General features: G+C 64.0%; 21 protein-coding genes and 3 pseudogenes. 5 read left to right on the forward strand and 19 right to left on the reverse strand.

From position 1 onward, the window contains the following. Nucleotides 1-225: 225 nt before the first annotated feature. Nucleotides 226-1455, reverse strand: a complete 1230-nt coding sequence (locus J2W36_RS25430; RefSeq protein ID WP_307692580.1) for an aminotransferase-like domain-containing protein — start codon at nt 1453-1455, stop codon at nt 226-228. Between the two features lie 28 nt (nt 1456-1483). After that, nucleotides 1484-2851 carry a 2-oxoadipate dioxygenase/decarboxylase HglS gene (hglS, locus tag J2W36_RS25435; RefSeq protein ID WP_307692581.1) on the reverse strand — a complete coding sequence of 456 codons (1368 nt, stop codon included), beginning with the start codon at nt 2849-2851 and terminating at the stop codon, nt 1484-1486. Between the two features lie 271 nt (nt 2852-3122). Here hglS and amaB point away from each other — a divergent pair, with 271 nt between their 5' ends. Together amaB and J2W36_RS25445 are read left to right on the forward strand one after the other, a co-directional pair. Beyond that, nucleotides 3123-4637 carry an L-piperidine-6-carboxylate dehydrogenase gene (amaB, locus tag J2W36_RS25440; protein ID WP_307692582.1) on the forward strand — a complete coding sequence of 505 codons (1515 nt, stop codon included), beginning with the start codon at nt 3123-3125 and terminating at the stop codon, nt 4635-4637. A gap of 47 nt (nt 4638-4684) precedes the next feature. After that, on the forward strand, nt 4685-5278 hold the full coding sequence (locus J2W36_RS25445) for a helix-turn-helix domain-containing protein (protein WP_307692583.1): 594 nt from the start codon (nt 4685-4687) through the stop codon (nt 5276-5278). 17 nt (nt 5279-5295) lie between these two features. Here J2W36_RS25445 and J2W36_RS25450 read toward each other — a convergent pair whose 3' ends face one another. The 7 genes from J2W36_RS25450 to J2W36_RS25480 are packed head-to-tail and all read right to left on the reverse strand — an operon-like array spanning nt 5296 to nt 11832. After that, complete coding sequence (locus tag J2W36_RS25450) at nt 5296-5721, reverse strand: GlcG/HbpS family heme-binding protein (RefSeq protein ID WP_307692584.1); 426 nt, start codon at nt 5719-5721, stop codon at nt 5296-5298. Nucleotides 5722-5758: 37 nt separating this feature from the next. Then, the gene (locus J2W36_RS25455; protein WP_307692585.1) at nt 5759-6355 is read right to left on the reverse strand and encodes a YbhB/YbcL family Raf kinase inhibitor-like protein; all 597 of its coding nucleotides are present in this window, start codon (nt 6353-6355) and stop codon (nt 5759-5761) included. Nucleotides 6356-6379: 24 nt separating this feature from the next. Continuing rightward, nucleotides 6380-7354: a Bug family tripartite tricarboxylate transporter substrate binding protein gene (locus tag J2W36_RS25460; RefSeq protein ID WP_307692586.1), complete on the reverse strand. Its 975-nt coding sequence runs from the start codon at nt 7352-7354 to the stop codon at nt 6380-6382. Nucleotides 7355-7374: 20 nt separating this feature from the next. Next, nucleotides 7375-8925 (reverse strand): bifunctional 3-(3-hydroxy-phenyl)propionate/3-hydroxycinnamic acid hydroxylase, encoded by a 1551-nt coding sequence (locus tag J2W36_RS25465; RefSeq protein WP_307692587.1) that lies wholly within the window; start codon nt 8923-8925, stop codon nt 7375-7377. Between the two features lie 4 nt (nt 8926-8929). Next, the gene (locus J2W36_RS25470) at nt 8930-9793 is read right to left on the reverse strand and encodes a fumarylacetoacetate hydrolase family protein (RefSeq protein WP_307692588.1); all 864 of its coding nucleotides are present in this window, start codon (nt 9791-9793) and stop codon (nt 8930-8932) included. 39 nt (nt 9794-9832) lie between these two features. Further along, nucleotides 9833-10738 (reverse strand): VOC family protein, encoded by a 906-nt coding sequence (locus J2W36_RS25475; RefSeq protein WP_307692589.1) that lies wholly within the window; start codon nt 10736-10738, stop codon nt 9833-9835. After that, nucleotides 10735-11832 carry an amidohydrolase family protein gene (locus J2W36_RS25480; RefSeq protein ID WP_307692590.1) on the reverse strand — a complete coding sequence of 366 codons (1098 nt, stop codon included), beginning with the start codon at nt 11830-11832 and terminating at the stop codon, nt 10735-10737. Before J2W36_RS25480 ends, J2W36_RS25475 begins: the two co-directional genes overlap by 4 nt. 74 nt (nt 11833-11906) lie before the next feature. On the opposite strand from J2W36_RS25480, the gene J2W36_RS25485 reads away from it, so the two are divergent. Further along, nucleotides 11907-12863: a LysR family transcriptional regulator gene (locus tag J2W36_RS25485; protein WP_307692591.1), complete on the forward strand. Its 957-nt coding sequence runs from the start codon at nt 11907-11909 to the stop codon at nt 12861-12863. A gap of 28 nt (nt 12864-12891) precedes the next feature. On the opposite strand, the gene mdeB is transcribed toward J2W36_RS25485, so the two are convergent. Further along, on the reverse strand, nt 12892-15540 hold the full coding sequence (gene mdeB, locus J2W36_RS25490) for an alpha-ketoglutarate dehydrogenase (protein ID WP_307692592.1): 2649 nt from the start codon (nt 15538-15540) through the stop codon (nt 12892-12894). A gap of 106 nt (nt 15541-15646) precedes the next feature. On the opposite strand from mdeB, the gene J2W36_RS25495 reads away from it, so the two are divergent. Further along, complete coding sequence (locus J2W36_RS25495) at nt 15647-16111, forward strand: Lrp/AsnC family transcriptional regulator (RefSeq protein ID WP_307692593.1); 465 nt, start codon at nt 15647-15649, stop codon at nt 16109-16111. 20 nt (nt 16112-16131) lie between these two features. On the opposite strand, the gene J2W36_RS25500 is transcribed toward J2W36_RS25495, so the two are convergent. From J2W36_RS25500 to J2W36_RS26610, 4 genes and pseudogenes are all read right to left on the reverse strand, one after another. Continuing rightward, nucleotides 16132-16530 (reverse strand): hypothetical protein, encoded by a 399-nt coding sequence (locus J2W36_RS25500; protein ID WP_307692594.1) that lies wholly within the window; start codon nt 16528-16530, stop codon nt 16132-16134. 30 nt (nt 16531-16560) lie between these two features. Next, a pseudogene (locus J2W36_RS26605) lies at nt 16561-16617 on the reverse strand (TetR family transcriptional regulator); the annotation flags it as partial. Between the two features lie 129 nt (nt 16618-16746). Continuing rightward, a pseudogene (locus J2W36_RS25505) lies at nt 16747-17511 on the reverse strand (integrase core domain-containing protein); the annotation flags it as partial. Beyond that, nucleotides 17507-17599, reverse strand: coding sequence for a DUF2569 family protein (locus tag J2W36_RS26610; RefSeq protein WP_370869390.1), 93 nt, complete (start codon nt 17597-17599; stop codon nt 17507-17509). The pseudogene J2W36_RS25505 and the gene J2W36_RS26610, both read right to left, overlap by 5 nt. A 141-nt stretch (nt 17600-17740) precedes the next feature. Between J2W36_RS26610 and J2W36_RS25510 the strand changes: the two genes are divergently transcribed. After that, a complete protein-coding gene (locus J2W36_RS25510; protein WP_307692595.1) occupies nt 17741-19354 on the forward strand; it encodes a sigma-54 interaction domain-containing protein in 1614 nt (537 codons plus the stop codon). Nucleotides 19355-19379: 25 nt separating this feature from the next. Here J2W36_RS25510 and J2W36_RS25515 read toward each other — a convergent pair whose 3' ends face one another. The 5 genes and pseudogenes from J2W36_RS25515 to J2W36_RS25535 all read right to left on the reverse strand — a co-directional run. Then, nucleotides 19380-20186, reverse strand: coding sequence for an SDR family NAD(P)-dependent oxidoreductase (locus J2W36_RS25515; protein ID WP_307692596.1), 807 nt, complete (start codon nt 20184-20186; stop codon nt 19380-19382). A gap of 15 nt (nt 20187-20201) precedes the next feature. After that, on the reverse strand, nt 20202-21455 hold the full coding sequence (locus J2W36_RS25520; protein ID WP_307692597.1) for a branched-chain amino acid ABC transporter substrate-binding protein: 1254 nt from the start codon (nt 21453-21455) through the stop codon (nt 20202-20204). Between the two features lie 47 nt (nt 21456-21502). After that, complete coding sequence (locus J2W36_RS25525) at nt 21503-22237, reverse strand: enoyl-CoA hydratase/isomerase family protein (protein ID WP_307692598.1); 735 nt, start codon at nt 22235-22237, stop codon at nt 21503-21505. After that, nucleotides 22234-23856 carry a long-chain fatty acid--CoA ligase gene (locus J2W36_RS25530; protein ID WP_307692599.1) on the reverse strand — a complete coding sequence of 541 codons (1623 nt, stop codon included), beginning with the start codon at nt 23854-23856 and terminating at the stop codon, nt 22234-22236. The genes J2W36_RS25525 and J2W36_RS25530 overlap by 4 nt, the downstream gene beginning before the upstream one ends. A 63-nt stretch (nt 23857-23919) precedes the next feature. Beyond that, a pseudogene (locus J2W36_RS25535) lies at nt 23920-24099 on the reverse strand (branched-chain amino acid ABC transporter permease); the annotation flags it as partial.

Raw genomic sequence — 24099 nt, forward strand, 5'->3', positions numbered from 1 at the left:
TTTTCGCGAAGGGCGTGCGAATAATTAGTTCGCGCAGCGAGGCTGCACCGTTGCCGTGCAAGAGAGGTCGAGCGGCGCGTTCCAGGCATTGCAGACCGGTTGTCGGTGTAGATCCACTTGGACGCGGGTGCGCCGCTCGAAGCGCTTCGCTTCCGCCGCGGCCCATGCGATGGTGCCGATCTTGAAAACCTATGCATAGCGCATGCGGCGCTCCATCGCGCAGCGTTAACGCGTGAGGTTGGCGGGGTCGAGGCTCGCGGCGACCGCCTGCGCCAGCCGGCCTACGCCGGTCACGATCGCGGCGCAGTCGGGGGCGGCGTACGACAGGCGCAAGGTGTGGTGGTCGGGCTCGGCCGGATAAAAGGCCGCACCGGGCACGTACAGCACGCCCTGTTGAACGGCGGCCTGGAACAGCGCCTGCGGATCCAGGCGACGGTCGAGGCGAGCCCAGAGAAACATGCCGCCACCGGGCTCCGGTGCGTCGATGTGGTCGCCCAGCGTCTGCCGCAGGGTGTCCACCATGGCGCGCATGCGCCGGCGGTACTCCTCGCGGGCGCGCTGCACCGCGGCGGGGCAGCGCCCCGAGCGCAGGTAATCCAGGGCGACCAGTTGCGTGATGGGCGAGGTGCACAGGTCCATCGTCTGCTTGGCGATCGCGCAGCGGCGCAGCACATCGGGTGGCGCCACCATCCATCCCACCCTGAGCGAGGGGGCCACGGTTTTCGAGAGGCTCGACAGGTAGATGACCGGGTTCCTGTCGCCTGCCTGCCGTCGACCCGACGCGAAGATCGAATCCACCGGCGCGCCAGCGAAGATCAGTTCACCATAGGGGTCGTCCTCGATGATCAGGAAGCCGTATTCCATCGCAAGGCGCACCAGGTGCTCGCGCCTTTGCGGCGAGAGCAGGGTGCCGCAGGGGTTGGAGAAGGTGGGCACCGTGTAGAGCAGCTTGGGCCGGCGCGCGGCGGGCAGGTTGCGCAACATGGCTTCGAGTGCGTCGACCTGCAACCCGGCATCGTCGACCGGCACCGGTTCGATGCGGGCACCTGCCAGCCGCAACGACTGGATGGCCGCAGGGTAGGCCGGCGTCTCGATGCAGACGGTGTCGCCCGGCTCCAGGAACACCCGCACGAGCAGGTCCATGGCCTGTTGCGAACCGGCGGTGACCAGCACGTCGGCGGCCTCGCAAACGACGCCCCGGTCGCCGCTCATGCGCGCCAGCGCCTCGCGCAGCTCGGGCTGGCCTTCGGTGGCACCGTACTGAAGCACGGCCGCGCCGCCCTGGGCGAAGACACGGGCGCTCGATTGGGCCAGGCCTTCGCCGTCCAGCAATCCGGGCGAAGGGTAGCCGCCGGCAAAGGAAATCATGCCGGGCCGGCTGAGGTACGGAAACAGCTCGCGGATCGGCGAGCCTGCGGGCTGCGCGAAAGGAGCGGCAAACGCGATGTCATTCATGGCGCGAAAGGGTTGCAACGCCACCGCGTCAGGCGGCGGCCGACGGGGCGAGCGCGGCGAACACCGCATCGATGGAGCGCTGCTGGGCCGCCTCATACAGCGCGATTTCGTCGAGCACCGGCGCGCCCAGGTCGCGCTCGAAAGCCGCCTGCGCCGCGTCGGCGGCGTAGCTGCGCTGTTCGGTGCCGCCCAGGTTCGACTGGAAGATGCCTGCCGCGCTGACCGGCAGGAAGTCTTCGTACACGATGGGGTCGGCTACGACCGCACCGCTGGCCACCAGCGCGTCGAGGTCGGCCGCTGCCATACCTGCCGGAGCCTTGGCTGCCACCAGGCGATAACGGAAGAAGGCCAGCTTGTCGCGGCGCAGCGTGTCCAGGTCATCGGGGAACTGCGCGAAGGCCTGGGCCAGCCGTTCGCTGTAGCTGCCGGAGCCGTTCTGCGGGTCGCGCACGTCCGCCAGCAGGCGGTCGTACAGCGCCCGGCCGGTACGGGTCAGCGCCACGCCGCGTTGCTCGATTTCGCCGAAGCGCGCGGTATGGCTGCCCACCGCGTCGACATCGGGAAAGCGCACGGTCTCCACCAACGCCTTGAAACTGGTTTGACGCAACAGGATGGGATGGCGCCGCGGCGGCGGGCCTTCGACCACCTCCTTGGCGGCAATGCCCCGCAGCGGCATTTCGCGCTGGGCCGCATCGATGTCGAGCGTGCGTGGCGTCAGATGGTTGATGTGCGGGCCGCTGAAGCACACCACGTCGGCGATCAGCCGATGCGCGTCGTGCAACTGGCGATAGGTTTCGGCACTGACGGTCGCTTGGCCGTGCCAGCGGAAGGTCTCGCGCACCTCGGCGACGAATTCATCGGCCTGTGCCTCGTCGAGGCCGCCCGCCGCCTCGGCAGCCGTCGTCAGCGCCAAGGCGCGTTCCGAGAAGATGCGGCGGCGGGCGAGGATGGTGCGGGCCTGTTCGCGCAAAACGGGGTCCGACAGCAGTTCGAGCCGCAACAGCGAAGTGAACAGGCGAAAGGGGTTGGCTGCCAGCGCGTCGTCACCGACGGGGCGAAAGGCGGTCGAATGCACCGGAACACCGGCCACCGACAGGTCGTAGTAGCCGACGGGCTGCATGCCCATCACGGCGAAGATGCGCCGGGCCTGCGACAACTCGGCCGCGGTGCCCAGCCGTACGGCGCCATGCCGCTCGACGTGCAGGCGTTCGAGGTCGCCCGACGCCTGGAGCGCCGCGCGCTGCTGCGGCGATTCGGCCAGGCAGGCTGCGTTGATGTCGGCCACGAGGTCCAGCAGCGTGCCGTACTGCGGGACTTCCTGACGGTACATCTCGGACATGGCGCGAGAAAAGCGGGAGCGAATGTCGTCGGATGCGACGTGCGTGGGGTAGGTCATCGTAGGGGCTTTGAAAGGACGGGCGCTCGTGAGGACGGGCCCCAGGCGAGCACAGGTCATGAATTTTGTGAAAGCGCCCTGCAGGCGTCAAACAATGTTTCCTTGTGACTTGATGCCTGTATGGAATGAACTCGGCTATTGCGCTTTGCACTGCGCCTCATTGAAGGCTTGGCGTCATTGGTGGAATTAGTTTACGATAGGAAACTTGAGAAACAAGCGCTGCCGCTTCGTTCTCGCCTTCGACCTCTCTCCACTCCTTGACGAGAACCGCATGACCTCTTCCTCTGATCGCATTCGCCATCTGTTCGATGCGCTGGGCGTTCCCGCCGGCCGTTTCACCGAAGGCACGCTCGCCGTCCGTTCGCCCATCGACGGCACCGAAATCGGTCGCGTGCAGCCGCACAGCGCTGCCGAGGTGACTGCCGCTGTGGCGCGCGCCCACGCGGCCTTCCTGGTGTGGCGTGACGTGCCTGCACCGCGCCGCGGGGAATTGGTTCGCCTGCTGGGTGAAGAGCTGCGCAAGGACAAGCAGATCCTCGGCGAGCTGGTGTCGCTGGAGGCCGGCAAGATCGCCACCGAGGGCCTGGGCGAGGTGCAGGAGATGATCGATATCTGCGACTTCGCCGTCGGCTTGTCGCGTCAGCTCTACGGCCTGACCATCGCCTCCGAGCGTCCGGGCCATCGCATGATGGAGTCGTGGCATCCGCTGGGCGTGGTGGGTGTCATCACGGCATTCAACTTTCCCGTGGCCGTGTGGGCATGGAACACCGCGCTGGCACTGGTCTGCGGCGATGCGGTGGTGTGGAAGCCTTCGGAGAAGACGCCGTTGACTGCGCTGGCCTGCCAGGCGCTGTTCGAACGTGCTGCCGCGCGGCTAGGCGATGCACCGGCCCACCTGTCGCAGGTGGTGCAGGGGCTGCGCGATGTGGGCGAGGCGCTGGTCGACGACCCGCGCGTCGCGCTGCTGTCGGCCACCGGCAGTACCCGCATGGGACGTGAAGTGGGTCCGCGCGTGGCGCGGCGTTTCGGTCGCGCGCTGCTCGAACTGGGCGGCAACAACGCGGTCATCGTTGCACCGTCGGCCGATCTGGACCTGGCCGTGCGCGGCATCGCCTTCGCTGCGGCCGGCACCGCAGGGCAGCGCTGCACCTCCACGCGCCGCCTCATCGTGCACCACAGCGTGCGTGAAGCGCTCGTGGCTCGTCTCAAGAAGGCCTATGCCGGCCTGCCCATCGGCAATCCGATGGAGTCGAGCACGTTGGTCGGTCCGCTGATCGACGAGGCGGCCTTCCAGGGCATGCAGACCGCCCTGGCCGCCGCCCGCGCCGACGGCGGCACGGTGACCGGTGGCGAGCGCGTGCTGGAAGCCGAGTTCCCTGATGCCTTCTATGTCCGGCCTGCCATTGTCGAGATGGCCAGCCAGACCGACACGGTGCGCCATGAAACCTTCGCACCGATCCTGTACGTGCTGGGCTACGACGAGTTTGCCGAGGCGCTCGCGCTGCAGAACGACGTGCCCCAGGGGCTGTCGTCGGCCATCTTCAGCAATGACCTGCGCGAAACGGAAACCTTTCTGTCGGCCGCCGGGTCGGACTGTGGCATTGCGAACGTCAACATCGGTACCTCGGGTGCCGAGATCGGTGGCGCGTTCGGAGGCGACAAGGAAACCGGCGGAGGCCGCGAGTCCGGCTCGGACGCGTGGAAGGCGTACATGCGGCGCGCCACGAACACCATCAACTACTCGCGTGCACTGCCGCTGGCCCAGGGCGTGCAGTTCGACGTCTGAGGGCCGTCGGTTCCGTCGCTTCGACGGGCTTTGATCTAATGCTTCCCATGAACGCAAGCGACGACACGATCAGCCATGACATGGTGCTGGGCCAGCGCATCAAGCGCTTGCGCCTGGGCCGCGCCTGGACGCTCGAGCAACTGAGCCAATTCAGTGGCCTGGCCCGCTCGACGCTGTCCAAGATCGAGAACGGCCAGATGTCGCCGACCTATGACGCGCTGCTCAAGCTCGCCGGCGGGCTGCAGATGGACCTGGGCGCGCTCTTCGCGCCGCAGGCCGCGCCCGCGCAAGCCGGACGCCGCAGCGTCAATCGCAGCGGTGACGGCCTGGCGCATTCCACGCCGCACTATGAGCATGTTCTGCTGTGCAACGAACTCTCGCAAAAGGACATGATTCCGTTCAAGTCGCAGGTGGTGGCCCGGTCTTTCGACGAGTTCGAGGACTGGAGCCGGCACGACGGCGAGGAGTTCGTCTATGTCCTGTCGGGGGAGGTGACGCTCTACACCGAGTTCTACGAGCCGACGCTGCTGGCCGCCGGAGATTCCTGGTACATCGACAGCCGGCTGGGGCACCGTGTCATCAGCCGCAGCGCTGAAGATGCGCAGGTGCTGTGGGTCAGTACGACCAACCCCAGAACGTAGAGGGGGCTGGCCCGCGTTCACCCCACGCGAAGTCCAGCCGCGCGAACACCTGCTGCGCAGATCTCTTCGTCTTCGTCGCCGGTGCCCCCGCTCGCACCGATGGCGCCGACGACATGGCCCGACGCGTCCCGGATGAGAACCGCACCGGCCTGTGCGAGAAACTTTCCATCGGCCGTGGCCGCCAGCGACACGAAGAAGTTCGGATTGCCCTTGGCACGCTCGGCCAATGTGCGGCTGGAAGCGCCCATGCCCACCGCGCCCCAGGCCTTGGCCCGTGCGATGTCGAAGCGGAACATGCTGGCGCCATCCTCGCGCTGGAAGGCCTTCAGATGGCCGGCGTCGTCCAGTACGGCGATGGCCATGGGCTTGTATCCCGCCTCGCGCGAGCGGGCCAGGGCGCCATCGATGATCTGGTTGGCTTGGTCGAGGTTGAGAGTGGTCATGGACATCCGTGGGAGAAGGTGAGAGGTGTGGGTGCGGTCAAGGCTGACCGAACAATCCCACGAGGCTGGTCGCCCCCTTGACGCGGCCGTCCAGCTTTTCGAGCAGTTGCGCCTGAGTCAAGCCGGCGGGCAGCGTCCCAGGCTCCAGGTCGGTGGCGATCAAGGTGAAGATGTAGTGATGCTTGCCGGTGCCCGCGGGTGGGCACGGACCTGCATAGCTGCCGGACCCCGAGGTTCCCCGACCTCCCACGAACTTTGGGGAGGGCACGCTGACCTCGTTCTCGCTGAATCCCGTGACTGACGCGGGAATGCCGTAAGCGACCCAATGCACCACGCCGAGACCGCTGCGGCCCTCGTGGTCGAAGACGGTCAACGCGAAGCTCCTGGTTCCCGAAGGCATGTTCTTCCAGTCGAGTGGCGGAGAGACGTTCTGGCCCACGCAGTTCGGGTTTTCCTTGGCATTGCCGGCATTCTTGAGCGCCAGGTCGGTGCCATCGGCGAACTGCGGCGAGGTCAGCTCGAACGGTTTGCGGGCGGAAGGAGAAGGGCCTGCACCCTCGGAGGCCGGCTTCATCGCACAGGCGCTGACCAGCATCGCAAGCGCCACACCAGCGACGCATCCAATCTTCTTCATGGGGCTTTCCTGTTCAATAGAGGTTCATTCTGGCAACAAACCGATCTCGCCGGCGATCTTTCCAAGGCGTCGATGCTCTTCGTGCAGGAAGGTTTCCAAGTCCTTCGGAGACCCGCCGGCGGATGCGATCGGCCCGACCGCCAGTATCCGTTCCCGCAGCGCGGGGTCACCCAGGAGCTTGCTGATCTCGGCGTTCAGCCGTGTCACCACGGACGTCGGGGTGCCCGCCGGTGCGACCATCGCCATCCAGCCTGACAGCTCGACGCCCGGCAGGTATTCGGCCACCGTTGGAACCTGTTCCCAGCCTGCCACGCGCTGGGCCGTGGTAACGGCCAGCAGGCGCAGCCGCCCTTGCCGGGCGAATTGCGAGCTCGAGGCAAGGTCCGCCACCACGGCATCCGCATGGCCGCCCATGATGTCCTGCAGTGCCACCCCCACCGAGCTGTACGCCACCAGGTTGGCCTGCGCCTTGCTGCGTGCGTTGATGAGCCGCGCGATCATGCCGCCGAAGGTGCGAGGCCCTTCGTTCGCGATCGACAGCTTGCCCGGTTCTCGCTGGCTGCGCGCCACGAGGTCCTGCATCGATGCGATCGGGGAATCGGCTCTGACGAAGATGCCGAAGGGGCTGTCGGCCACGAACGACACCGGCGCGAAGTCCTTGAGCGGGTCGTACGGCAAGGTCTTGAACAGGTAGCTGTTGGTGACCAGAGCGGCGGCCGTGGCGAAGTACAGGGTGTAGCCGTCCGCGGGCGCACGGGCCACCGCCTGGGCGCCGATCACGTTCTGGCCACCGGGTCTGTTCTCGATCACGAACGCCTGTCCCAGCGTCTTTGCCAGTCCGTCGCCCAGGAGGCGAACCACCGTGTCGGGGCCGGACCCGGCAGGCTGCGAGAGCACCACCTTGACCGGTTTGCCCGGCCACCTGTCGTCTGCGCGCGCCAGTCCTGCGTGCACCAGCACCGAGGCGCACAGTGCGCCATGAAAGGTTCTTCTTTGCATCGTTGTCTCCGGTTGTTTTTTTATTCCAGTCGCGATGCCAGCGCGCCGCACAAGGCCCGCAGTTCATCGGCGTTCGCCGCCACGCCGTACACGTAGCGGTCCGGTCGCACCAGCGCCGCAATGCATCCGTGGCGCTCGAACCATGCGGCAAGCACGCCGTCGGCTTCTTGCAGATCCGGCCCCATGCGCAAGATGCGCATGCCTGCGATCGGCATTGGATCGGCCATGGGTGCGTCGACGTCTTCCTCCAACACCAGCCACCACCCATTGCCGGCCACCGCATCGAAGCGAACGCATGCCGTTCCTTGCGCGATCCAGGGCTGCGGGAAGAGGGTGCCGTTGGCGGGATGCGAGACTGGCGACAGCAGGCCGTCGGTGAGCCCTGGAATGACGTCCTGCCGCGGCACGTCGCGCACCACGCCGCCGCACTCGGCCAGCAGCTGCGCATCACGTGCACGTGCCTTATCCGCGTCGCGTTCGCCGATCACCGCGCCGATGTTCTTGATGCGACTCGTGAGCTCGCGCACATGGGCCTTGCGCTCGGTGCCGTAGGTGTCGAGCAAGGCCTCGGCCGCGGCGCCCTGCACCTCGCCCCTGAGCACCGACGCCAGCTTCCAGCTGAGGTTGGCCACATCGCGCACGCCCTGGCACATGCCTTGCCCCAGGAAGGGTGGCTGTTGATGGGCGGCGTCGCCTGCGATGAACACCCGGCCGTTGCGCCAGCGCTCTGCCACCAAGGCATGAAAGCGATAGCTGGCCTGGCGCCACAGCTGCCCGTCGTCGGGCGTGAGCCAGCGCGACAGCAGCTTCCAGGTCTCCGCGGACTCGGTGACCTTCTGCGGATCCTCCCCGGGCTTCAGCGAGATCTCCCAGCGCCGGTGGTTGCCGGGGCCGATCACGAACGTGCAGGGCCGTTCCGGCTCGCAGTACTGCACGCTGACTTTCGGCAGCTTGGCCAGGCCGCTTTCGTTGGCCAACACATCAACCACCAGCCAGGGTTCGTCGAATGCGAGGTCTTCCAGCGGCAGTCCGATCCACTCGCGCACGCTGCTCGACGCGCCATCGCAAGCGACGACGTAGCGAGCCCGGACCTCGGACGCGGTACCGTCTTCCCGACGGAGCATCAAAGTCACGGCATCGGGTTCCTGCCGGAGGCCGGTCAGTTCCACGCCCAGTTCGACCTGGGCGTTGGGGAATTGACGCACGCGCTCGCGCAGCAGGGCTTCGACCGGTGGCTGCGTGAACACGTTCGATGGTGTGTAGCCCAGAGGATACGGCGGCTCGATCATCGTCAGCCGCTTGATGAGCTGCCCGTCCACACCGTAGTACTCGGAGGGGGTGAAGGGGTCGATGTGACAGGCCACTTCTTCCGCCACGCCCAGTTGCTGGAACACGCGCATCACTTCGTGGTCGACCGCAATGGCGCGCGGCTTGTCGTAGACATCCTTGAGTCGGTCACAGACATGCACGCGCAGGCCCATGTCGGCGAGCAACCCTGCGGCCACGGCGCCCGACGGGCCGAAGCCGACCACCGCGACGTCGTAGAGGCCGCGTTCTTCTGGCAGTGCCATGGTCTCAGTCCTCGGCGCGGATTGGGTTGGTCAGCGTGCCGATGCCTTCGATCTCCACTTCGAAGCGGTCCCCAGCCTGCATCCACACGGGCGGCGTGCGCGCCTGGCCGACGCCGGCAGGCGTGCCCATCACGATCACGTCGCCGGGCTCCAGCGTCAGCACATCACTGAGCAGCGCGATGGTTTCCGCCACGCCCCAGATCATGTCGGTGGTGTTGGCGCTCTGCATGACCTGGCCGTTCAGGCGTCCCTCGATCTTCAGGCCCGTGGCAGCCGGCGGCAATTCGTCAGCGGTGACGAGGACCGGGCCGAAGCCACCGGTGCCGTCGAAGTTCTTGCCGATGGTCCACTGCGGCGTGCGCTTCTGGTAGTCGCGCACAGACATGTCGTTGAAGCAGGTGTAGCCGAACACATGCGAAGGCGCGTCTTCCTGGCGCACGTGCCGCGGCACGCGGCGGCCGATGACCAGGGCCAGCTCCGCCTCGTAGTCGAACTTGACGGACACCTTCGGCAGGATGCCGGGCTGTCCATGCGCGATCAGCGACGTCGCGCCACGGAAGAAGAACCACGGGTATTCCGGCTTCTCGCGACCGCCCTCCTTCGCATGGTCGAAGTAGTTCAAGCCGAGGCAGATGATTTTGCCGGGCTCGGGCACCAGCGGTGCCAGGGCAAGGCTGGCCATCTCCAGGCGGGGGGCATCCGAGTCCAGCGCTGCCTTGCCGGCCGTCGCCAGGTCCACACCCTGGGCCAAGGCCTCGCGCAAGCTGGCGGGTACCTGGGGTTGGGTTTGATTCAGGTCGATGACGGCGTTGCCGTCGACGAGGCCGAGCCGGGGCTGGCCGTCTTTCAGGAAGGTCGTGAATTTCATGGTGTGTGCGAACGGAGAGAGAAAAGTGCAGGGACTCGGTCAGCCCGGGGTCCTGGCGAAGAACACGTGCTTCTGCGCATCCTTCAGGCGCGGCGAGGGAGGTTGTGAAATGCCCCACTGGTCGACCCGGCCCGCGGGCCAGTTCCAGTCATCCGGGCCGCCGGGGCGGTAGCTGTCGTCGATCTGTTCGACCTCGGCCGTGTACTCGATGACCTCGCCGAATGGGCCGATGAAGTAGTTGAAGGCGTTGTCGCCGGGGCCGTGCCGGCCTGGGCCCCACTCGATCGGATGGCCCGCATCGCGCATGCGCCCGCCGCCGCGCATGACGGACTCGAGGTCCGGCATCACGAAGGCAATGTGGTTGAGCGCATCGTTGTCGGTGTCGCCCAGCGCGATGCTGTGGTGGTCGCTCCCGCAATTGAGGAAGGCCATGACGCGGGTGCGATCGGACAGGGTGAAGCCGAATGCAAGCTCGAAGAAGCGCCGCGTCGCCTCGACGTCGTGGGCGTTGAGCACGGCATGGGCCAGGCGTATCGGCCGGTCCGCGGCTTCGTGGGCATCCGCATGTCGCTGGTCGCCATGCACCACCTGGATCAGCCGCCCGTCCGGGTCCCGGACGGTCAGGCCGATGCCGCCTCCCGGCGCCTCGATCGGGCCGAGTGGCACCTCGATCCGGCCGCCCGCCTGCAGGCTGGCCTGGGCCACAGCTTCGAGTGCCTCGGCGCTTCGCGCCCTTAAGGTCACGTGGCGGATATCGGCGACGGGTCCGCCGCGGTGCACCGCCAGCAGATGGTGGTCTGCACCGGTGCCACGCAGGTAGAGCGCGTCGTCCTCGCGCGCGGCCACGTCGAGATGCCAGACGCGGGTATAGAAATCTTCGGCACGCGCCAGGTCGGGGACGTTCAGGGCCACGCTGCGCAGACCGCCGATCCAGGGTGATGTCATGTGCTTTCCTTCGAAGTTGGCGCCAGCGCGCGCGCCAGGAAGCGCCGCGCATTGCCATGGGTGAGCTGGTCGACCACGCCCGCATCCACGAACGCGGATTCGATCTGCGAAAGGGGCGTGGCCTCGTGAAAGTTGAAGGGGTAATCGGTCCCCACCAGGAGTTGACTGGCGCCGAACTGGTCGACCAGGTGCTTCAACGTGGGCGGATCGAACACCAGCGTGTCGAAGAACAGGCGCCGTGCCTGCTCTGTCGGCGCGACCTCGATCTGCTCACGCAGCGCAGGGAAGACGGTCCAGCCTTTCTGCAGCCGTGGCAACAGCGACGCCAGCGTGCCGCCGCCATGGCTGAAGGCCATGCGCAGCCGAGGCCGGCGAAGCAGCAGGTTGGTGGTGATCACCGAAGCGGCCGCCAGGCCCACGTCGGTCGGGTACGCCAGCACCTGCTGCAGCGGCGCCGGCCCCACCAGGCGGTCCATGCCGGTCGGCTTGAGCGCATGGACGAACACCGCGGCATCGAGCGCCTCGCAGGCTTCGAAGAAGGGCGCGAAACGCGGGTCGCCGATGGGCGTGCCATTGACGTTGCTGCCGATCTCAACGCCCGCGAAGCCGAGCGTCTCGATCACGTACCTCAGCTCAGCGATCGCCAGGTCGACGTCCTGCAGCGGCACCGCACCCATGCCGATCAGCACGCCGCCGGACTCGGCCGCCATGGCGGCGATCTGCTCGTTCAGGTACCGCAGCAAAGGGGCCGCATCGGCAGCGCTCATCCAGTACGACAACAGCTCCGGCATGGGCGAGATCGCCTGGTGCGACAGGCCCATGGCGGGCAGGTCGGCGAGCCGGTGCGTCACGCTCCAGCATTTCTCGGACACGGTGCGGTAGTTCTTGCCGGCGATCATCACGTGGCGATGGCAGAGGCCATTCGCCATGGGCGCCTCGACGGTCGAGGGCCAGTCCGTCGGCACCTTGTGGCCCAGATAGGACGGAAACTCTGCCGGCACCACATGGGCGTGGACGTCGATGCCGCAAGCGCACCGCGCCCGCCATCTCGCCCCGCCAGGTTGCGCCGTGGGCGCTTGCACACCATCGAACATGCTTGTCTCCTGTTGCTCGGCGCAGCGCGCACCGGCGTTCTTGGAGGAGGAGCTTAGGGATGTGCCTCTGATTTATGAAGCGGATTCTCTATATACATAGAATCCATGCGATGGATATCAAGAATGTGGACCTCAACCTGCTCGTCGCGTTCGCGGCCATGACCGAGCAGCGCAGCGTGACGCGCGCGGCCGAGTCCGTTGGCCTGAGTCAGCCCGCGATGAGTGCCGCCGTGGCGCGGCTGCGGCTGCTGTTCGACGACCCGTTGTTCGTGAAGACGGCGCGGGGCATGCAGCCAACGCCGCGCGCGCTCGCGCTGGCAGAGCCGGTCCGGCGTGTGATGGAGGCCATCAAGACCGAGATCCTGCCCGCCTCGGCCTTCGATCCCGCAACGGCCGCCGAGCGCTTTGCGATCGTCACGCCAGACATTGCCGAAGTGCACTTCCTGCCCAGGATCCTGGCGCACTTCGTCGAGGCGGCGCCTTCGTGCAGACTGCAGACCTTGTCGATGTCTCGCCATGAAGCAGCGGATGCGCTCGCGTCCGGCGCGGCCGACCTTGCCATCGGCTATCTGCCGGATCTGCAGAAGGCCGGGTTCTTCCTGCAGAAGCTGTTTCGCAACGACTATGTGTGCATCGTCCGCCGCAAGCATCCCGCGATCGGAGAGCGCCTGACGCTGAAGGCCTACCTCGCCGCGTCCCACGCGGTCGTCAGCCCTGACGGGCGCGAACACCTGCTGGAGCAGGCGCTGCAAAAGCGCGGCCTCGAGCGCCGGGTGGTGGTGGGCCTCTCGCACTTCATGAGCCTGCTGCCGCTCATCGAGAGTTCCGACCTGGTCGCCACGGTGCCGCGCGACCTGGCCAACATCTGCGCCCGCCACGGTGATATCCGCATCGTCGCGCCGCCGTTCAAGTCACCCGTGGTGGAGGTGCACCACTTCTGGCACCGCCGCTCCCACAAGGACCCGGCCAACGTTTGGCTCAGGAGCCTCATCTACCGCCTGTTCTCGGAGGCGCAGCGCGCCGGCCCCTGAGCCGCCTGGCAGAAGGCTGCTCTCGGAATCAGCGCATCGCGTGCTTCGCCGCCCGCACGATGCTTGCCGCATCCACGCCGAAGAAGTCGCGCAGCGCCGCGCGCGTGTCGCTGCGCCCGAACCCGTCGGTGCCCAGCGTGAGGTAGCGGCGGCCTTCGGGCAGGAAGGCGCGCACGCTCTCGGGCACGGCGCGCACGTAGTCGGTGGCCGCGACGATGGGGCCGCGCGATGCGGCGAGCTGCCGGGCGACGAACGGCGAGCCGGCATCGTCTCCGCGCAGGGCGCGCGCCTCGCAGGCCTGGCCGTCGCGTGCGAGCTCGCTCCAGCTTGTCACGCTGATCACCTCGACGGCGATGCCAACGGCTGCGAGCTGCTGCGCCGCCTTCACGACCTCAGTGAGGATCGCGCCCGAGCCCATGAGCGTGACCTGCGGTGCCGTGCGCTCCGCCGACGCATCGCGCCAGCCCTCGTAGTGCCAGCAGCCGCGCAGGATGTCCGCGGCGGCCTCGGCCGGCACGTCGGGCTGCGCGTAGTTCTCGTTCATCAGCGTCACGTAATAGAAGACGTCCTTCTGCTCGACCAGCATCTCGCGGATGCCCGCGTCGACGATCACCACCATCTCGCCCGCGAAGCCGGGGTCGTAGGCCTTGCAGTTCGGGATGGTCGCGGCCACCAGGTGGCTGCTGCCGTCCTGGTGCTGCAGGCCTTCGCCGCCGAGCGTGGTGCGGCCTGACGTAGCGCCAAGCAGGAAGCCGCGTGCGCGCTGGTCGGCCGCGGCCCAGATGGCATCGCCCACACGCTGGAAGCCGAACATCGAATAGTAGATGTAGAAAGGCAGCATCGCCAAGCCGTGCACGCTGTAGCTGGTGGCCGCGGCCGTCCAGCTGGCGATGGCACCGGCTTCGCTGATGCCTTCTTCCAGAATCTGCCCGTCGGTCGCTTCACGGTAGCTGAGGATCGAGTCGATGTCTTCCGGCGAGTAGCGTTGGCCGACGCTCGAGTAGATGCCGACCTGCTTGAACAGGTTGGCCATACCGAAGGTGCGGGCCTCGTCGGCCACGATGGGCACCACGCGCGGACCCATCGTGGCGTCCTTCATCAGGTTGCCGAGCATGCGCACGAAGGCCATGGTCGTGCTCATCTCCTTGCCAGCCGCTGCGACCGCAAACTGCGCGTAGGCCGCGAGCGTGGGCTTGGCGACCACGTCGCACGCGGTCTCGCGCCGCGGCATCGCGCCGCCGAGCGCCGCGCGGTGCGACTGCAGGTATTGCATCTCCACACTGTCGGCTGCGGGCTTGTAGAACGAGAGCGAGGTCGCCTGTTCGTCGGACAGCGGCAGGTTGAAGCGGTTGCGAAATCCGATCAGGTCCGCACCCTCGAACTTCTTGTGCGAGTGCGTGGTCATCTTGCCCTGGCCGGCTGCGCCCATGCCGTAACCCTTTTTGGTGTGGGCGAGGATGACGGTGGGCTGGCCGCTGTGGGCGGCCGCTGCGGCGTAGGCAGCGTGGATCTTCACCAGGTCGTGGCCGCCGCGCTTCAGACGGTCAATCTGCTCGTCCGTCATGCCCTGCGCGAGGCGCTGGAGTTCCTCGTTCTGGCCGAAGAAGGAGTCGCGGTTGAAGCGGCCGTCCTTGGCGGCGAAGGTCTGCATCTGGCCGTCGACCGTGTGCGCAAAGGCACGCGCCAGCGCACCGGTGGTGTCGCGGGCGAAGAGTCCGTCCCAGTCACTGCCCCACACCAGCTTGATGACGTTCCAGCCGGCCCCGGCGAAGAGCTTCTCCAGCTCGTCGATGATGCGGCCGTTGCCACGCACCGGGCCGTCCAGACGCTGCAGGTTGCAGTTGACCACCCACACCAGGTTGTCGAGCTTCTCGCGCGCGGCCAGCGTCAGCGCGCTCATTGACTCGGGCTCGTCCATCTCACCGTCGCCGAACACGCCCCACACCTTGCGTGCGTTGCAGTCGAGCAGCTGTCGATCGGTGAGGTAACGCATGAAGCGCGCGTGGTAGATCGAACTGATGGGCCCGATGCCCATCGAGCCCGTCGGGAACTGCCAGAAGTCCGGCATCAGGTACGGGTGCGGGTAGCTCGAAAGGCCGCGTGCGCCGGTGCTTTGCGTGAAGGCGGGCGCCGTCAGCTCCTGCCGGTAATGCGCGAGGTCGGCTTCACTCAGGCGACCTTCCAGGAAGGCCCTCGCGTACACACCGGGCGAGCTGTGCGGCTGGAAGAACACCAGGTCGCCGCCATGGCCTTCGTTGCGCGCATGGAAGAAATGGTTGAATCCGACCTCGAACAGGTCCGCCGCGCTGGCATAGCTCGCGATGTGGCCACCGAGCTCGCCGTAGGCTTGATTGGCCCGCACCACCATTGCCAGCGCGTTCCAGCGCATCAGCGACGCGAGCCGCTCCTCGATGGCGAGATCGCCCGGGAAGGCGGGCTGTTGGTCGACCGCGATGGTGTTGACGTAGGGCGTCGCCAGCTCTGGCTGCCAGCCGATGCGGCGTTCGCGCGCGACGCGGGCGAGTTCGTCGAGCATCTGACGCGCGCGTTCGGCGCCGTGCGCTTGGACCAGCGCGTCGAAGGCTTCGCGCCATTCGGCGGTTTCCTGCGGGTCCGGGTCGGTCGCTGCAGGGGCGAGCAGCGCATGCATCTGGGAGGTGGAGATCGGGGCGTTCATGTCGGCACTTTAGGCCGTTGCGGGCCGAATGGGGTGCCGTCTCGCCGGCTCGTTGTCCCTCGATCAAGAAATAATATGCCGTCAGAACGACCATCGGCAGCACTTCATGAAACTCGACCCCCTCGACCTGCGCATCCTCGACGAACTGCAGCGCGACGGCGCGCTGTCCAACGTCGAACTGGCGCGCCGCGTGCACCTGTCGCCCTCGCCCTGCCTGGCGCGGGTCAAGGCGCTGGAGACGGCCGGTGTGATCGACCGCTACGTCGCGTTGGCCAGCGCGAGCGCGCTGGGCCTGGGGCTGAACGTCTTCATCTCGATCAGCCTCAAGACGCAGAGCAAGGAATCGCTCGGTGACTTCGAGCGACGCATTGCCGAGCACGACGAGGTGATGGAGTGCTACCTGATGACCGGCGACAGCGACTACCTGATCCGCATCGCCGTGGCCGACATGGCCGCCTTGGAAAAATTCATTCTTGAGCAGCTCACGCCGATCCCGGGGATCGAGAAAATCCGATCGAGCTTCGCGCTCAAGCAGGTGCGCTACAAGACCGCATTGCCCTTGCCTCGATAGCCGGTTCCGGCACGCGGTCTTCAGACCGTGCGATCGAGGTCGACGGCGAATTCCTCCTCTGCCAGGTGATCGAGCTGCCGGAGCGTGCACCGCAGCACCTCGGCCTCGCTCATGGCGCGATCGGCAAGCCAGGCGAGTACCAATTGGTCATGAAAGCCAATCCAGGCGCGCAGGCAGGCGCGCGCCTTTCGAGAGGGCTGGAGCATTCCGAGAACCTCGCAAATGCGATCGATCGCCTGCTGGCGCGATGCCTCCCAAATCTCGGCGATGGTGGCATTGATCGCCAGGTTGTGAGAGCGCGCCCTGAACAGCGCGTCGCCCTGACGGTCCTTCACGGCCTTGAGGTGCGCGCGCAGGAACGACGCAATCTGCTTGCGTGCGGTGTCGCCGCGAAAGGACGCCACTTGCGTTTCGTTCATCCGCTGGGCTGCTGCGCGGCTGACTTCGGCATAAAGCGACTCCATCGACCCGAAGTGATGGAAGAGCAAGCCATGGGCGACACCCGCCTCGCGGACGCTTCCTTCTCCCGGTGATCAGAACGACTCTCTTTGTCAGTCATCGTTTTGATCATAGAGGTTCGCCAGGGCCGGCACCGACGAGCATCAGGGAATACCAGCCGCCAACGGAATCGGCTCTTAGCCCTGGCGCGAAAACTTCCTGCCCACAGGACGTGCTGGAACCGGTCCTGTGTTGAGTTGCAATAGGTTGTTCCCGCTGAGGCGAGAGGCTGGGGGCTTGTAGTTGAAGGCCGAGTGCGTCCTTTGGGCGTTGTAGTAGCGCAGGAATGCAGGCAGCCATGCGGTGCGCTCGGCGCTGTTGGCCCAGACGCGCCCATGCGCCCACTCGCGCAGGCACGTCTGGATGACTCGCTCGGCCTTGCCATTGGTCTGCGGGCGGTAGGGCGTGGTGAATGAGTGCTTGATGCCCAGGGCCTGGCAGGTCTTGGCAAACAAGTGCGATCGGTAAGCCGAGCCATTGTCCGTGATCAGGCGCTTGATCTTCACGCCCAGCGCGTCATAGTGCGCCACCGCCGCCAGGAGGAAGTTCACGGCCGAATCCCTGCGCTCGTTGGCATGCATCTGCACAGCCCGCACGTGAGTGATCGTCGATGGCCACATGAGCGACCTCCCAGCCGGCGCCTCGCGTGGCATCGCGACGATCGCCCGTCACACGATGGCTCGGATGCACGATGCGACCGAGCTTCTTGGTGTCGATGTGCAGCCGCTCGCCGGGCGCTTCGCGCTCGTAGCGAATGATGGGCGCAGGGGGTCGAGCGCCTTCAGGCTGGACAGCCCCAGGCATGCGAGCAGGCGGCTGACCGTGGACACGCTGCGCCCGACGATGGAGGCAATGCGGCGCATGGGCATGCGCGAGCGGCGCAACTGCTCGATGCGTTTATTTCACGCGTTTCGACATCAGGAAGTAGGGCATCCAGATCGCGCAACTCACGAGCAGCACGACGATTTCTAATTTCACGCCAGACGTCACTGCGGACCCAAGCAGCAGCTTGAGAAGCTAGACGTCTATGCAGAAAAAACCGACGGCGGAGATTGTCACGGCACAGAAAAGCTTTGGCACGCGTCTGGATTTACTGAAAAAGAACTAGGAGAGCCAGAACACCAAGGCGACTTGGACAACGCCTCCGATGAACTCGAAGCCGATCGGCACAGCGGCACGAAAGTCGAAGAGAGGGCTGATCGGGTTGACGAGCGAAAAGTATCTTCAGGCACAAAACTATGCATCGGCTGCACCCGCAATTTCTCTCACACGACCGCTGCTAAGGTAACATTGCTACAGAGAAGCACTACTGCGCTGGAAAGATGGGAAATCACTGACATGACGCTCAAGTCGTCCCAGATCGCAGCGCTGTTCGATACCCTGGCTGCGCACTCTGAAGGCATCGTTCTGGTCGATGAGTTGACCCGCATTGTCTGGATCAGCGATGCATATCTGCCAATCCTTCCAAAGCTCTCGATCAACGAGGCATCGCAACTGATTGGCCGCAAAGCGCAAGACGTCATTCCCAATACACGGCTGCACGAGGTGGTTGCTACCGGGCAACCGGTAATGATGGACTTGATGGTATCTTCTGCCGGCACCTTCCTGGTCAGCCGCATTCCGCTGCGTGACAAAAGAGACCGTGTGACCGGTGCCATTGGGATAGTCTGGCTCACGGATCCGATCGGATCATTGCGGCCATTGATGTCGAAGTTCGTTGCTATCAACCACGAATTGAAGTCACGGCAGTTGCATTCTCGCAACGCTAGAAATGTCCAATATACGCTGGACGATTATCTCGGAAGCAGTGGTGTAGTCCGTGAGCTGAAAAGAAAGGTCAAGCTCTTTGCGCAGTCCGGAAGCGCCGTCCTCCTCCTCGGGGAAACCGGAACTGGCAAGGAAATACTGGCCCAGTCTATCCATGAGGCATCGTCTAGAAGAAATGGGCCATTTGTTGCAATCAATGTGGCGGCGATACCCGAGACCCTTCTTGAGGCGGAGCTTTTTGGTGTGGCACCAGGCGCTTACACTGGCGCAGAGAAGAACGGACGGCGCGGCAAGCTAGAGCTCGCGAACACTGGGACTCTGTTTCTTGATGAAATCGGCGACATGCCGTTGTCGATTCAAGTAAAATTGCTTCGCGTACTGCAAGAACGTGTGCTGGAGCCTCTGGGCGCCAACAAACTTGTGGCTATCGATGTGCGACTGGTATCTGCCACAAGCGTTGATCTGCAAGCCAAGCTTCGAACAGGGGCTTTCCGAGCAGACCTTTATTACAGGCTTAGTGCACTGCCAATTCACATACCACCCATTCGAGAAAGAGCTGACGACATCCCAATGCTTGCAGAGGCTCTACTAAGGCAGATTGCAGGCGCAGATTCATCGCCGCAGAAGAAACTGACGCGCGACGCGCTCACCAAGTTGTCGCGCGGCACGTGGCCCGGAAATTACAGGCAGCTCAGGAATGTCTTGGAGTATGCCGTTGTGATGTGTGAAGGCAGTTTCATTCGTCCCGAGCACATCGAAATAACTTGGCACGAGCCGGCTTCAGTTTCAAACTCGACTCGATCTGGAGTGGGAGAGTACTCTTCGCTTGAAACAATTGGACCCTTGACAGAACAGACTCGCGCCTTTGAGCGTTCGATTATACGGACAACAATTTTGGCATTCAACGGCGATAAAAATCGAGCGGCCCTTGCGCTTCAGATATCTCGGGCGTCGCTCTACCAGAAGTTGAAGCCCTGAGGTTCTACTTCGACAGTGGATTTGATCAGGCCCTCAGCGTTGCGCCACCGTCGACCACCAGACCATGGCCAGTAATGAAGTCCGTTTCATCACTCGCCAAGATCAGTGCCGCTCTCGCCACATCGTCAGGTGTGCCCAGCCGACGCAATGGCGATTTTTCTTCCCATTTCCTCCTCAGGCTCACACTCTCGAACGCCTTGGCAGTCATTTCGGTCCGTATAGACCCCGGCAATAGATAGTTGACCGTGATGTTGTATTGACCAAGTTCAAGTGCCAGTGTCTTGCTGAGGCCTACTACTGCATGCTTGGACGCGGAGTAGGCACACAGCCCTTTGTCGCTCCGTTCCGCCATGATCGACGCGTTGTTAATGATTCTGGCTCGCCCTTGTTTTCCCGCCCGCTCGCGCAATGCTGGAATGGCAGCGCGGCAGAACCGGAAGACGCTGCGTGAATTGACCGAAAATTCGTGGTCCCAATGTTCGTCCAACGTATCTTCGGCCAGCGCAACGGTCGACACGCCCGCGTTGTTGAAGAGGATGTCCAGCCCGCCTCCACAACGCATGGCCATTTCAACAGTAGCCTCGGCCGCACCGTCGTCGTTCACATCCTGCGCCAGCGGAAAAATTCGGTCAAAATCAGGATGAGCGCTCGTAATTCCAGAGCTTTCCCTGTCGACCGCGATCACCACGGCGCCTTCCCGCGCAAAAAGGCGCGCAGCAGCGTGGCCAATGCCGGACGCGGCGCCCGTGATGATCGCAATCTTTCCTTCAAGACGGCTCAGAGAAGGCAAGCTTTGGTGTTGCTGGGGCTCAGGCATCTGAAGATCATCCATCGGGTAAGAATCTTTTTATTTGGAGGGACGGCTCATCTTGCAACTCGTCGGTTGCGTGCTCTCGGCAGCACCCCAAACGACCTCGGAGCGAAATCCGTAGCCTGTTGTTTCGGCCTCGTATCTAACGCCTCGCTCCCCTTTTTTTGTCCAGACGCCAAGGTACATCGGCGCTTGAAGTTGGTGATCGTCGGCACGCATCACAACCTCTCCAACCGGACTCTGGTACCTCATCCCTTCGAGGGCGAACGCAACCTTGCGCGGCTCCGTCGACTTTGCTTTGGTCATCGCGGCACGCAGCATTTGCATGCCGTTCCAATGCGCCGCAAAGATGAAGTCTTCCCCGGTTTTCTGCTTGAAGCTCGTCGCGATTTTCTCGAGCACCGGCGCGGGCGCGTTGCTGCCCCAGTTCCAGATCACATTGACCCTGTTCACGCCCCATTCACCGATTTGCGATGGTATTCCCGGATTGTTTGCGTTCAAGGTGTAAAAATTCGTGCTTAAACCAAACTCCCGGGATGCCTTCAGCAACAGGGCCAGATCGCTGCCCCAGTTCGACGTGATGACCGTGTCGGCACCTGACCTCGCAATTTTGGCAACGTATGGCGCGTAGTCACGCACGGCGCCGATAGGCACATAGTCCTCCCCCACGATCTCGACGTCTGGCCGCTTTTTCGACAGGTAAGCGCGGGACGCCTTGGCTACTTGCTGGCCATGCGTGTAGTTCTGGTTCAGCAAGTAGACTTTTTTGACGCCGCTCTGATCTTTCAGATAAGTTGTCAACGCCTCAATCTGCATCTCGCTCGACGGGAAGAAGCGGAAATGCCAGAAACTGCATTTATCGTTGGTGAGGCCAGGGTCCATGGCGGCATAGTTCAGGTAGACCATTTCACCCGTTTCCTCTCGCTGTGCTTGCTTGTTGATGGCGTCTACGAGTGCAAAAGCAACGCCTGACCCGCCACCTTGCGTTAGAAACCTGATCTTCTGATCGTAGGCGGCACGGAGTGCGTTTGCACTCTCCTGTGGCGTCCCCTTGCCGTCAAAGGGAACGATCTCGAAAACGGGATCATCTTTCTGAGCGGTCGCGTTCAATTGCGACACCACCTCCCGCAGTTGATTTAGAGCGCCTTGCCCCGTTGCCGCAAATGGACCGGTGAGAACGTCAACAAAGGCTATCTTTACGATTTCATTGGCCTTGGCGCCGAACGATGCCGCCAGTCCAAGGGTGAGAGCAAGAAGGGCAATTCGTTTGATATTGGCGATGGCGGACATGGTTGATTTAATTGAGTGAGCCAGGGGCTGCATTGTTGATTCGGAACCTATTTCGTCAGAAATTTCGTGACTAGCAGATCGGTGGTTCCCTGAGCGCGTAGTTGCTCGGAGAGGGCGTGTTCGCGGCTATAACCTTCCAGTTGACCGATTCCCTCTGTGGCCCGAGTACACTGTTTTGTGTAAAGCACTGACATGGAATCGTTGTCAGCAATCTTTCGAGCTATCTGCGACGCGCACTCCTGCAGGTCCGCGCCATCGACGATTTCCAGAAACAAGCCACCCGTTCCGATGCGTTCGACTTCCAGGGGCAGACCCGTAAGCGCCAAGTAATTCACGATCGCTTTTCCCAACGCGGTTCGCGCATGACTGATACCGCCGAGCACGCCCACCTTCACTTCGGGCAATGAAATCCGCGTACCCGAGGCAGCAATTGCCAGATCGCAACAGCAAAGCATCGAGAGCCCCGCACCAGCAACAGATCCATGCGCGGCACCCACAAGCGGTTTCGGGAATGACAGCATGGCGTCGTAAAGAGCGTCCCCAAGGTCCGCGGGACCGGCCCTGCCTTCGCGCCATGCTCGCTGTTGACCTGCGAGATCTGCCCCGGCGCAGAAGTGCTTGCCAATTCCAGCCAATACCACGACGCTTACGTTGGGGTCGTTCGCACAACGACCCAGCGCTCGAATGAGTTCCTCGATCAACTCGACCGTCAACGCGTTCACTGGCGGGTTGCTCAGCGAGAGCCACTCGAGTCCGCCGTCGTGTCGTGCAGCAAGCGTCACGGTGTCACCTCGCTATCCGTCGGAATGAGCAGGTCCTGAAATTGGGTACGAAGCTGCTTCTTGTCGACTTTCCCGGTCCCGGTCTTCGGAAGTTCGCTGACCTGGACGACGCGGTCCGGCACCTGCCAGGACGCAACCTGCTGTTTGACGTGATGGAGAACTGCCTTCTCGTCCAACGCCACACCGTTCAAGGCGACTGCGATCAAGACTGGGCGCTCCTGCCATCGTTGATGAGGCACACCGATTGCGGCAACCTCCTGGATCCCATCGCAGCTCTGCGCCGCGCGCTCCAACTCGAGCGAGCTGATCCACTCGCCACCCGACTTGATGATGTCTTTCTCCCTGTCCACCAGTTGCATATATCCCTCGCTGTCGATGTTCGCGATGTCGCCTGTGCTCAACCATCCATCCGAATTCAGCGCTGACTGCTGGGAATTGAAGTAGCTTTCGATGGCCCAGTGACCCTGGACTTCCAACGCGCCACGCGCTGAGGGGCCCCACGGGACCTCCCTGTGGTTGTCGTCCACGATGCGCAGGTCGACGCCGAAGGGCGGGCGTCCCTGTTTCAACTTCAGACTTTTCCGATCCGCGACATCCATGTGCTGATTTCCGTTTTTCAGCTGGTTCAACGTGCCCAACGGACTGAGCTCCGTCATTCCCCACGAATGCAGCACTTCGATGCCCAGGGTTTCCAGGGTCTCGATGGCCTGGGAGCTGCATGCGGAACCACCGATCAGGGCGCGCTTCAGACGCGATGGCGCTCTTCCTCGGATTGCGATTTCGTCGATCACGCCGATCCAGACGGTGGGAACGCCTGTGGACATCGTGACGCCGTGCGCTTCCATGGCATCGAACAGGCTGCTGCCGCTCATGTTTGGTCCGGGAAGCACAAGCTTGGCGCCGACCATCGGCGCCGCAAAGGGGAATCCCCACGAAGCCACATGGAACATGGGTGCCACTGCCAGGACGACGTCACGCGCGCCGACGTTGAAAACGTCAGGTGAAACCATCGACATGTACATCAACAAGTTCGAGCGGTGCGACGTCAACACGCCTTTAGGACGACCCGTTGTGCCCGACGTATAGCAAAGAGCGCAAGCCGTGTCCTCGCTGAACTCGGGCCACTCAAACGTCGAAGAGTTGGAGTCGATGAGTTCCTCGTACAGGGCGTCTTCGACCTGTCCCTCTCGATGCTCGAAACAAACCCAGTGCTTGACACCACGGCATCGCATCCGAAGTTCTGCCACGAGCGAAGAGAAATCGGGGTCATAGAAAACGACCAGATCCTGCGCATCGTTGACTATGTAGTCGATGTCGTCTAGATGAAGGCGCGGATTGATCGTGTGGCACACCGCCCCCATACCCGCCACGGCGAAGTAGACCTCCAAATGACGGTGATCGTTCCAGGCAAGGGTTGCCACGCGGGCACCAGCAGACGTGCCCACACCCTTCAACGCGTTGGCGAGCTGACAACTGCGTGCGTGGATCTCTTCATAGGTCAGCGTTGAAGCGGCGCCATGCTTGTCGTACGAAACGACTTCAACGTCTCCGTGAAACCGCTGGGCATGGCGCAGGATCCGCGACATCAGGAGTTGTCTTGGCTGCATGAGATTGAGCATGATGAGATCGGCCTTGTGTTGAGTGGAATGAGAAGGAGGATGGCGTTCAAAATTGGCGACTGATCACCCGGGAGTGCCAAGTCCTCGTGTAGCCCTTGCTCGAAGGCGCCCGACGACGCCGGTTGGAAAGTAATAGACGGACAGCACAAACAGCACGCCCAGCCACAGCAGCCAGCGGTCGGGCGACAGCAGTGCCGCGAGCCAGGGCAAGCCGCTGGCCGCTTCGCTGCCGAGCTTGAGCAG

This window comes from Variovorax ginsengisoli (assembly GCF_030811835.1).
GTDB lineage: Bacteria > Pseudomonadota > Gammaproteobacteria > Burkholderiales > Burkholderiaceae_C > Variovorax > Variovorax ginsengisoli_C.

Bases quoted from the DNA above. Each gene is read 5' to 3' on its own strand.
- J2W36_RS25430 (WP_307692580.1), bottom strand. From the start codon at position 1,455: ATGAATGACATCGCGTTTGCCGCTCCTTTCGCGCAGCCCGCAGGCTCG.
- hglS (WP_307692581.1), bottom strand. From the start codon at position 2,851: ATGACCTACCCCACGCACGTCGCATCCGACGACATTCGCTCCCGCTTT.
- amaB (WP_307692582.1), top strand. From the start codon at position 3,123: ATGACCTCTTCCTCTGATCGCATTCGCCATCTGTTCGATGCGCTGGGC.
- J2W36_RS25445 (WP_307692583.1), top strand. From the start codon at position 4,685: ATGAACGCAAGCGACGACACGATCAGCCATGACATGGTGCTGGGCCAG.
- J2W36_RS25450 (WP_307692584.1), bottom strand. From the start codon at position 5,721: ATGACCACTCTCAACCTCGACCAAGCCAACCAGATCATCGATGGCGCC.
- J2W36_RS25455 (WP_307692585.1), bottom strand. From the start codon at position 6,355: ATGAAGAAGATTGGATGCGTCGCTGGTGTGGCGCTTGCGATGCTGGTC.
- J2W36_RS25460 (WP_307692586.1), bottom strand. From the start codon at position 7,354: ATGCAAAGAAGAACCTTTCATGGCGCACTGTGCGCCTCGGTGCTGGTG.
- J2W36_RS25465 (WP_307692587.1), bottom strand. From the start codon at position 8,925: ATGGCACTGCCAGAAGAACGCGGCCTCTACGACGTCGCGGTGGTCGGC.
- J2W36_RS25470 (WP_307692588.1), bottom strand. From the start codon at position 9,793: ATGAAATTCACGACCTTCCTGAAAGACGGCCAGCCCCGGCTCGGCCTC.
- J2W36_RS25475 (WP_307692589.1), bottom strand. From the start codon at position 10,738: ATGACATCACCCTGGATCGGCGGTCTGCGCAGCGTGGCCCTGAACGTC.
- J2W36_RS25480 (WP_307692590.1), bottom strand. From the start codon at position 11,832: ATGTTCGATGGTGTGCAAGCGCCCACGGCGCAACCTGGCGGGGCGAGA.
- J2W36_RS25485 (WP_307692591.1), top strand. From the start codon at position 11,907: ATGAAGCGGATTCTCTATATACATAGAATCCATGCGATGGATATCAAG.
- mdeB (WP_307692592.1), bottom strand. From the start codon at position 15,540: ATGAACGCCCCGATCTCCACCTCCCAGATGCATGCGCTGCTCGCCCCT.
- J2W36_RS25495 (WP_307692593.1), top strand. From the start codon at position 15,647: ATGAAACTCGACCCCCTCGACCTGCGCATCCTCGACGAACTGCAGCGC.
- J2W36_RS25500 (WP_307692594.1), bottom strand. From the start codon at position 16,530: ATGAACGAAACGCAAGTGGCGTCCTTTCGCGGCGACACCGCACGCAAG.
- J2W36_RS25515 (WP_307692596.1), bottom strand. From the start codon at position 20,186: ATGGATGATCTTCAGATGCCTGAGCCCCAGCAACACCAAAGCTTGCCT.
- J2W36_RS25520 (WP_307692597.1), bottom strand. From the start codon at position 21,455: ATGTCCGCCATCGCCAATATCAAACGAATTGCCCTTCTTGCTCTCACC.
- J2W36_RS25530 (WP_307692599.1), bottom strand. From the start codon at position 23,856: ATGCTCAATCTCATGCAGCCAAGACAACTCCTGATGTCGCGGATCCTG.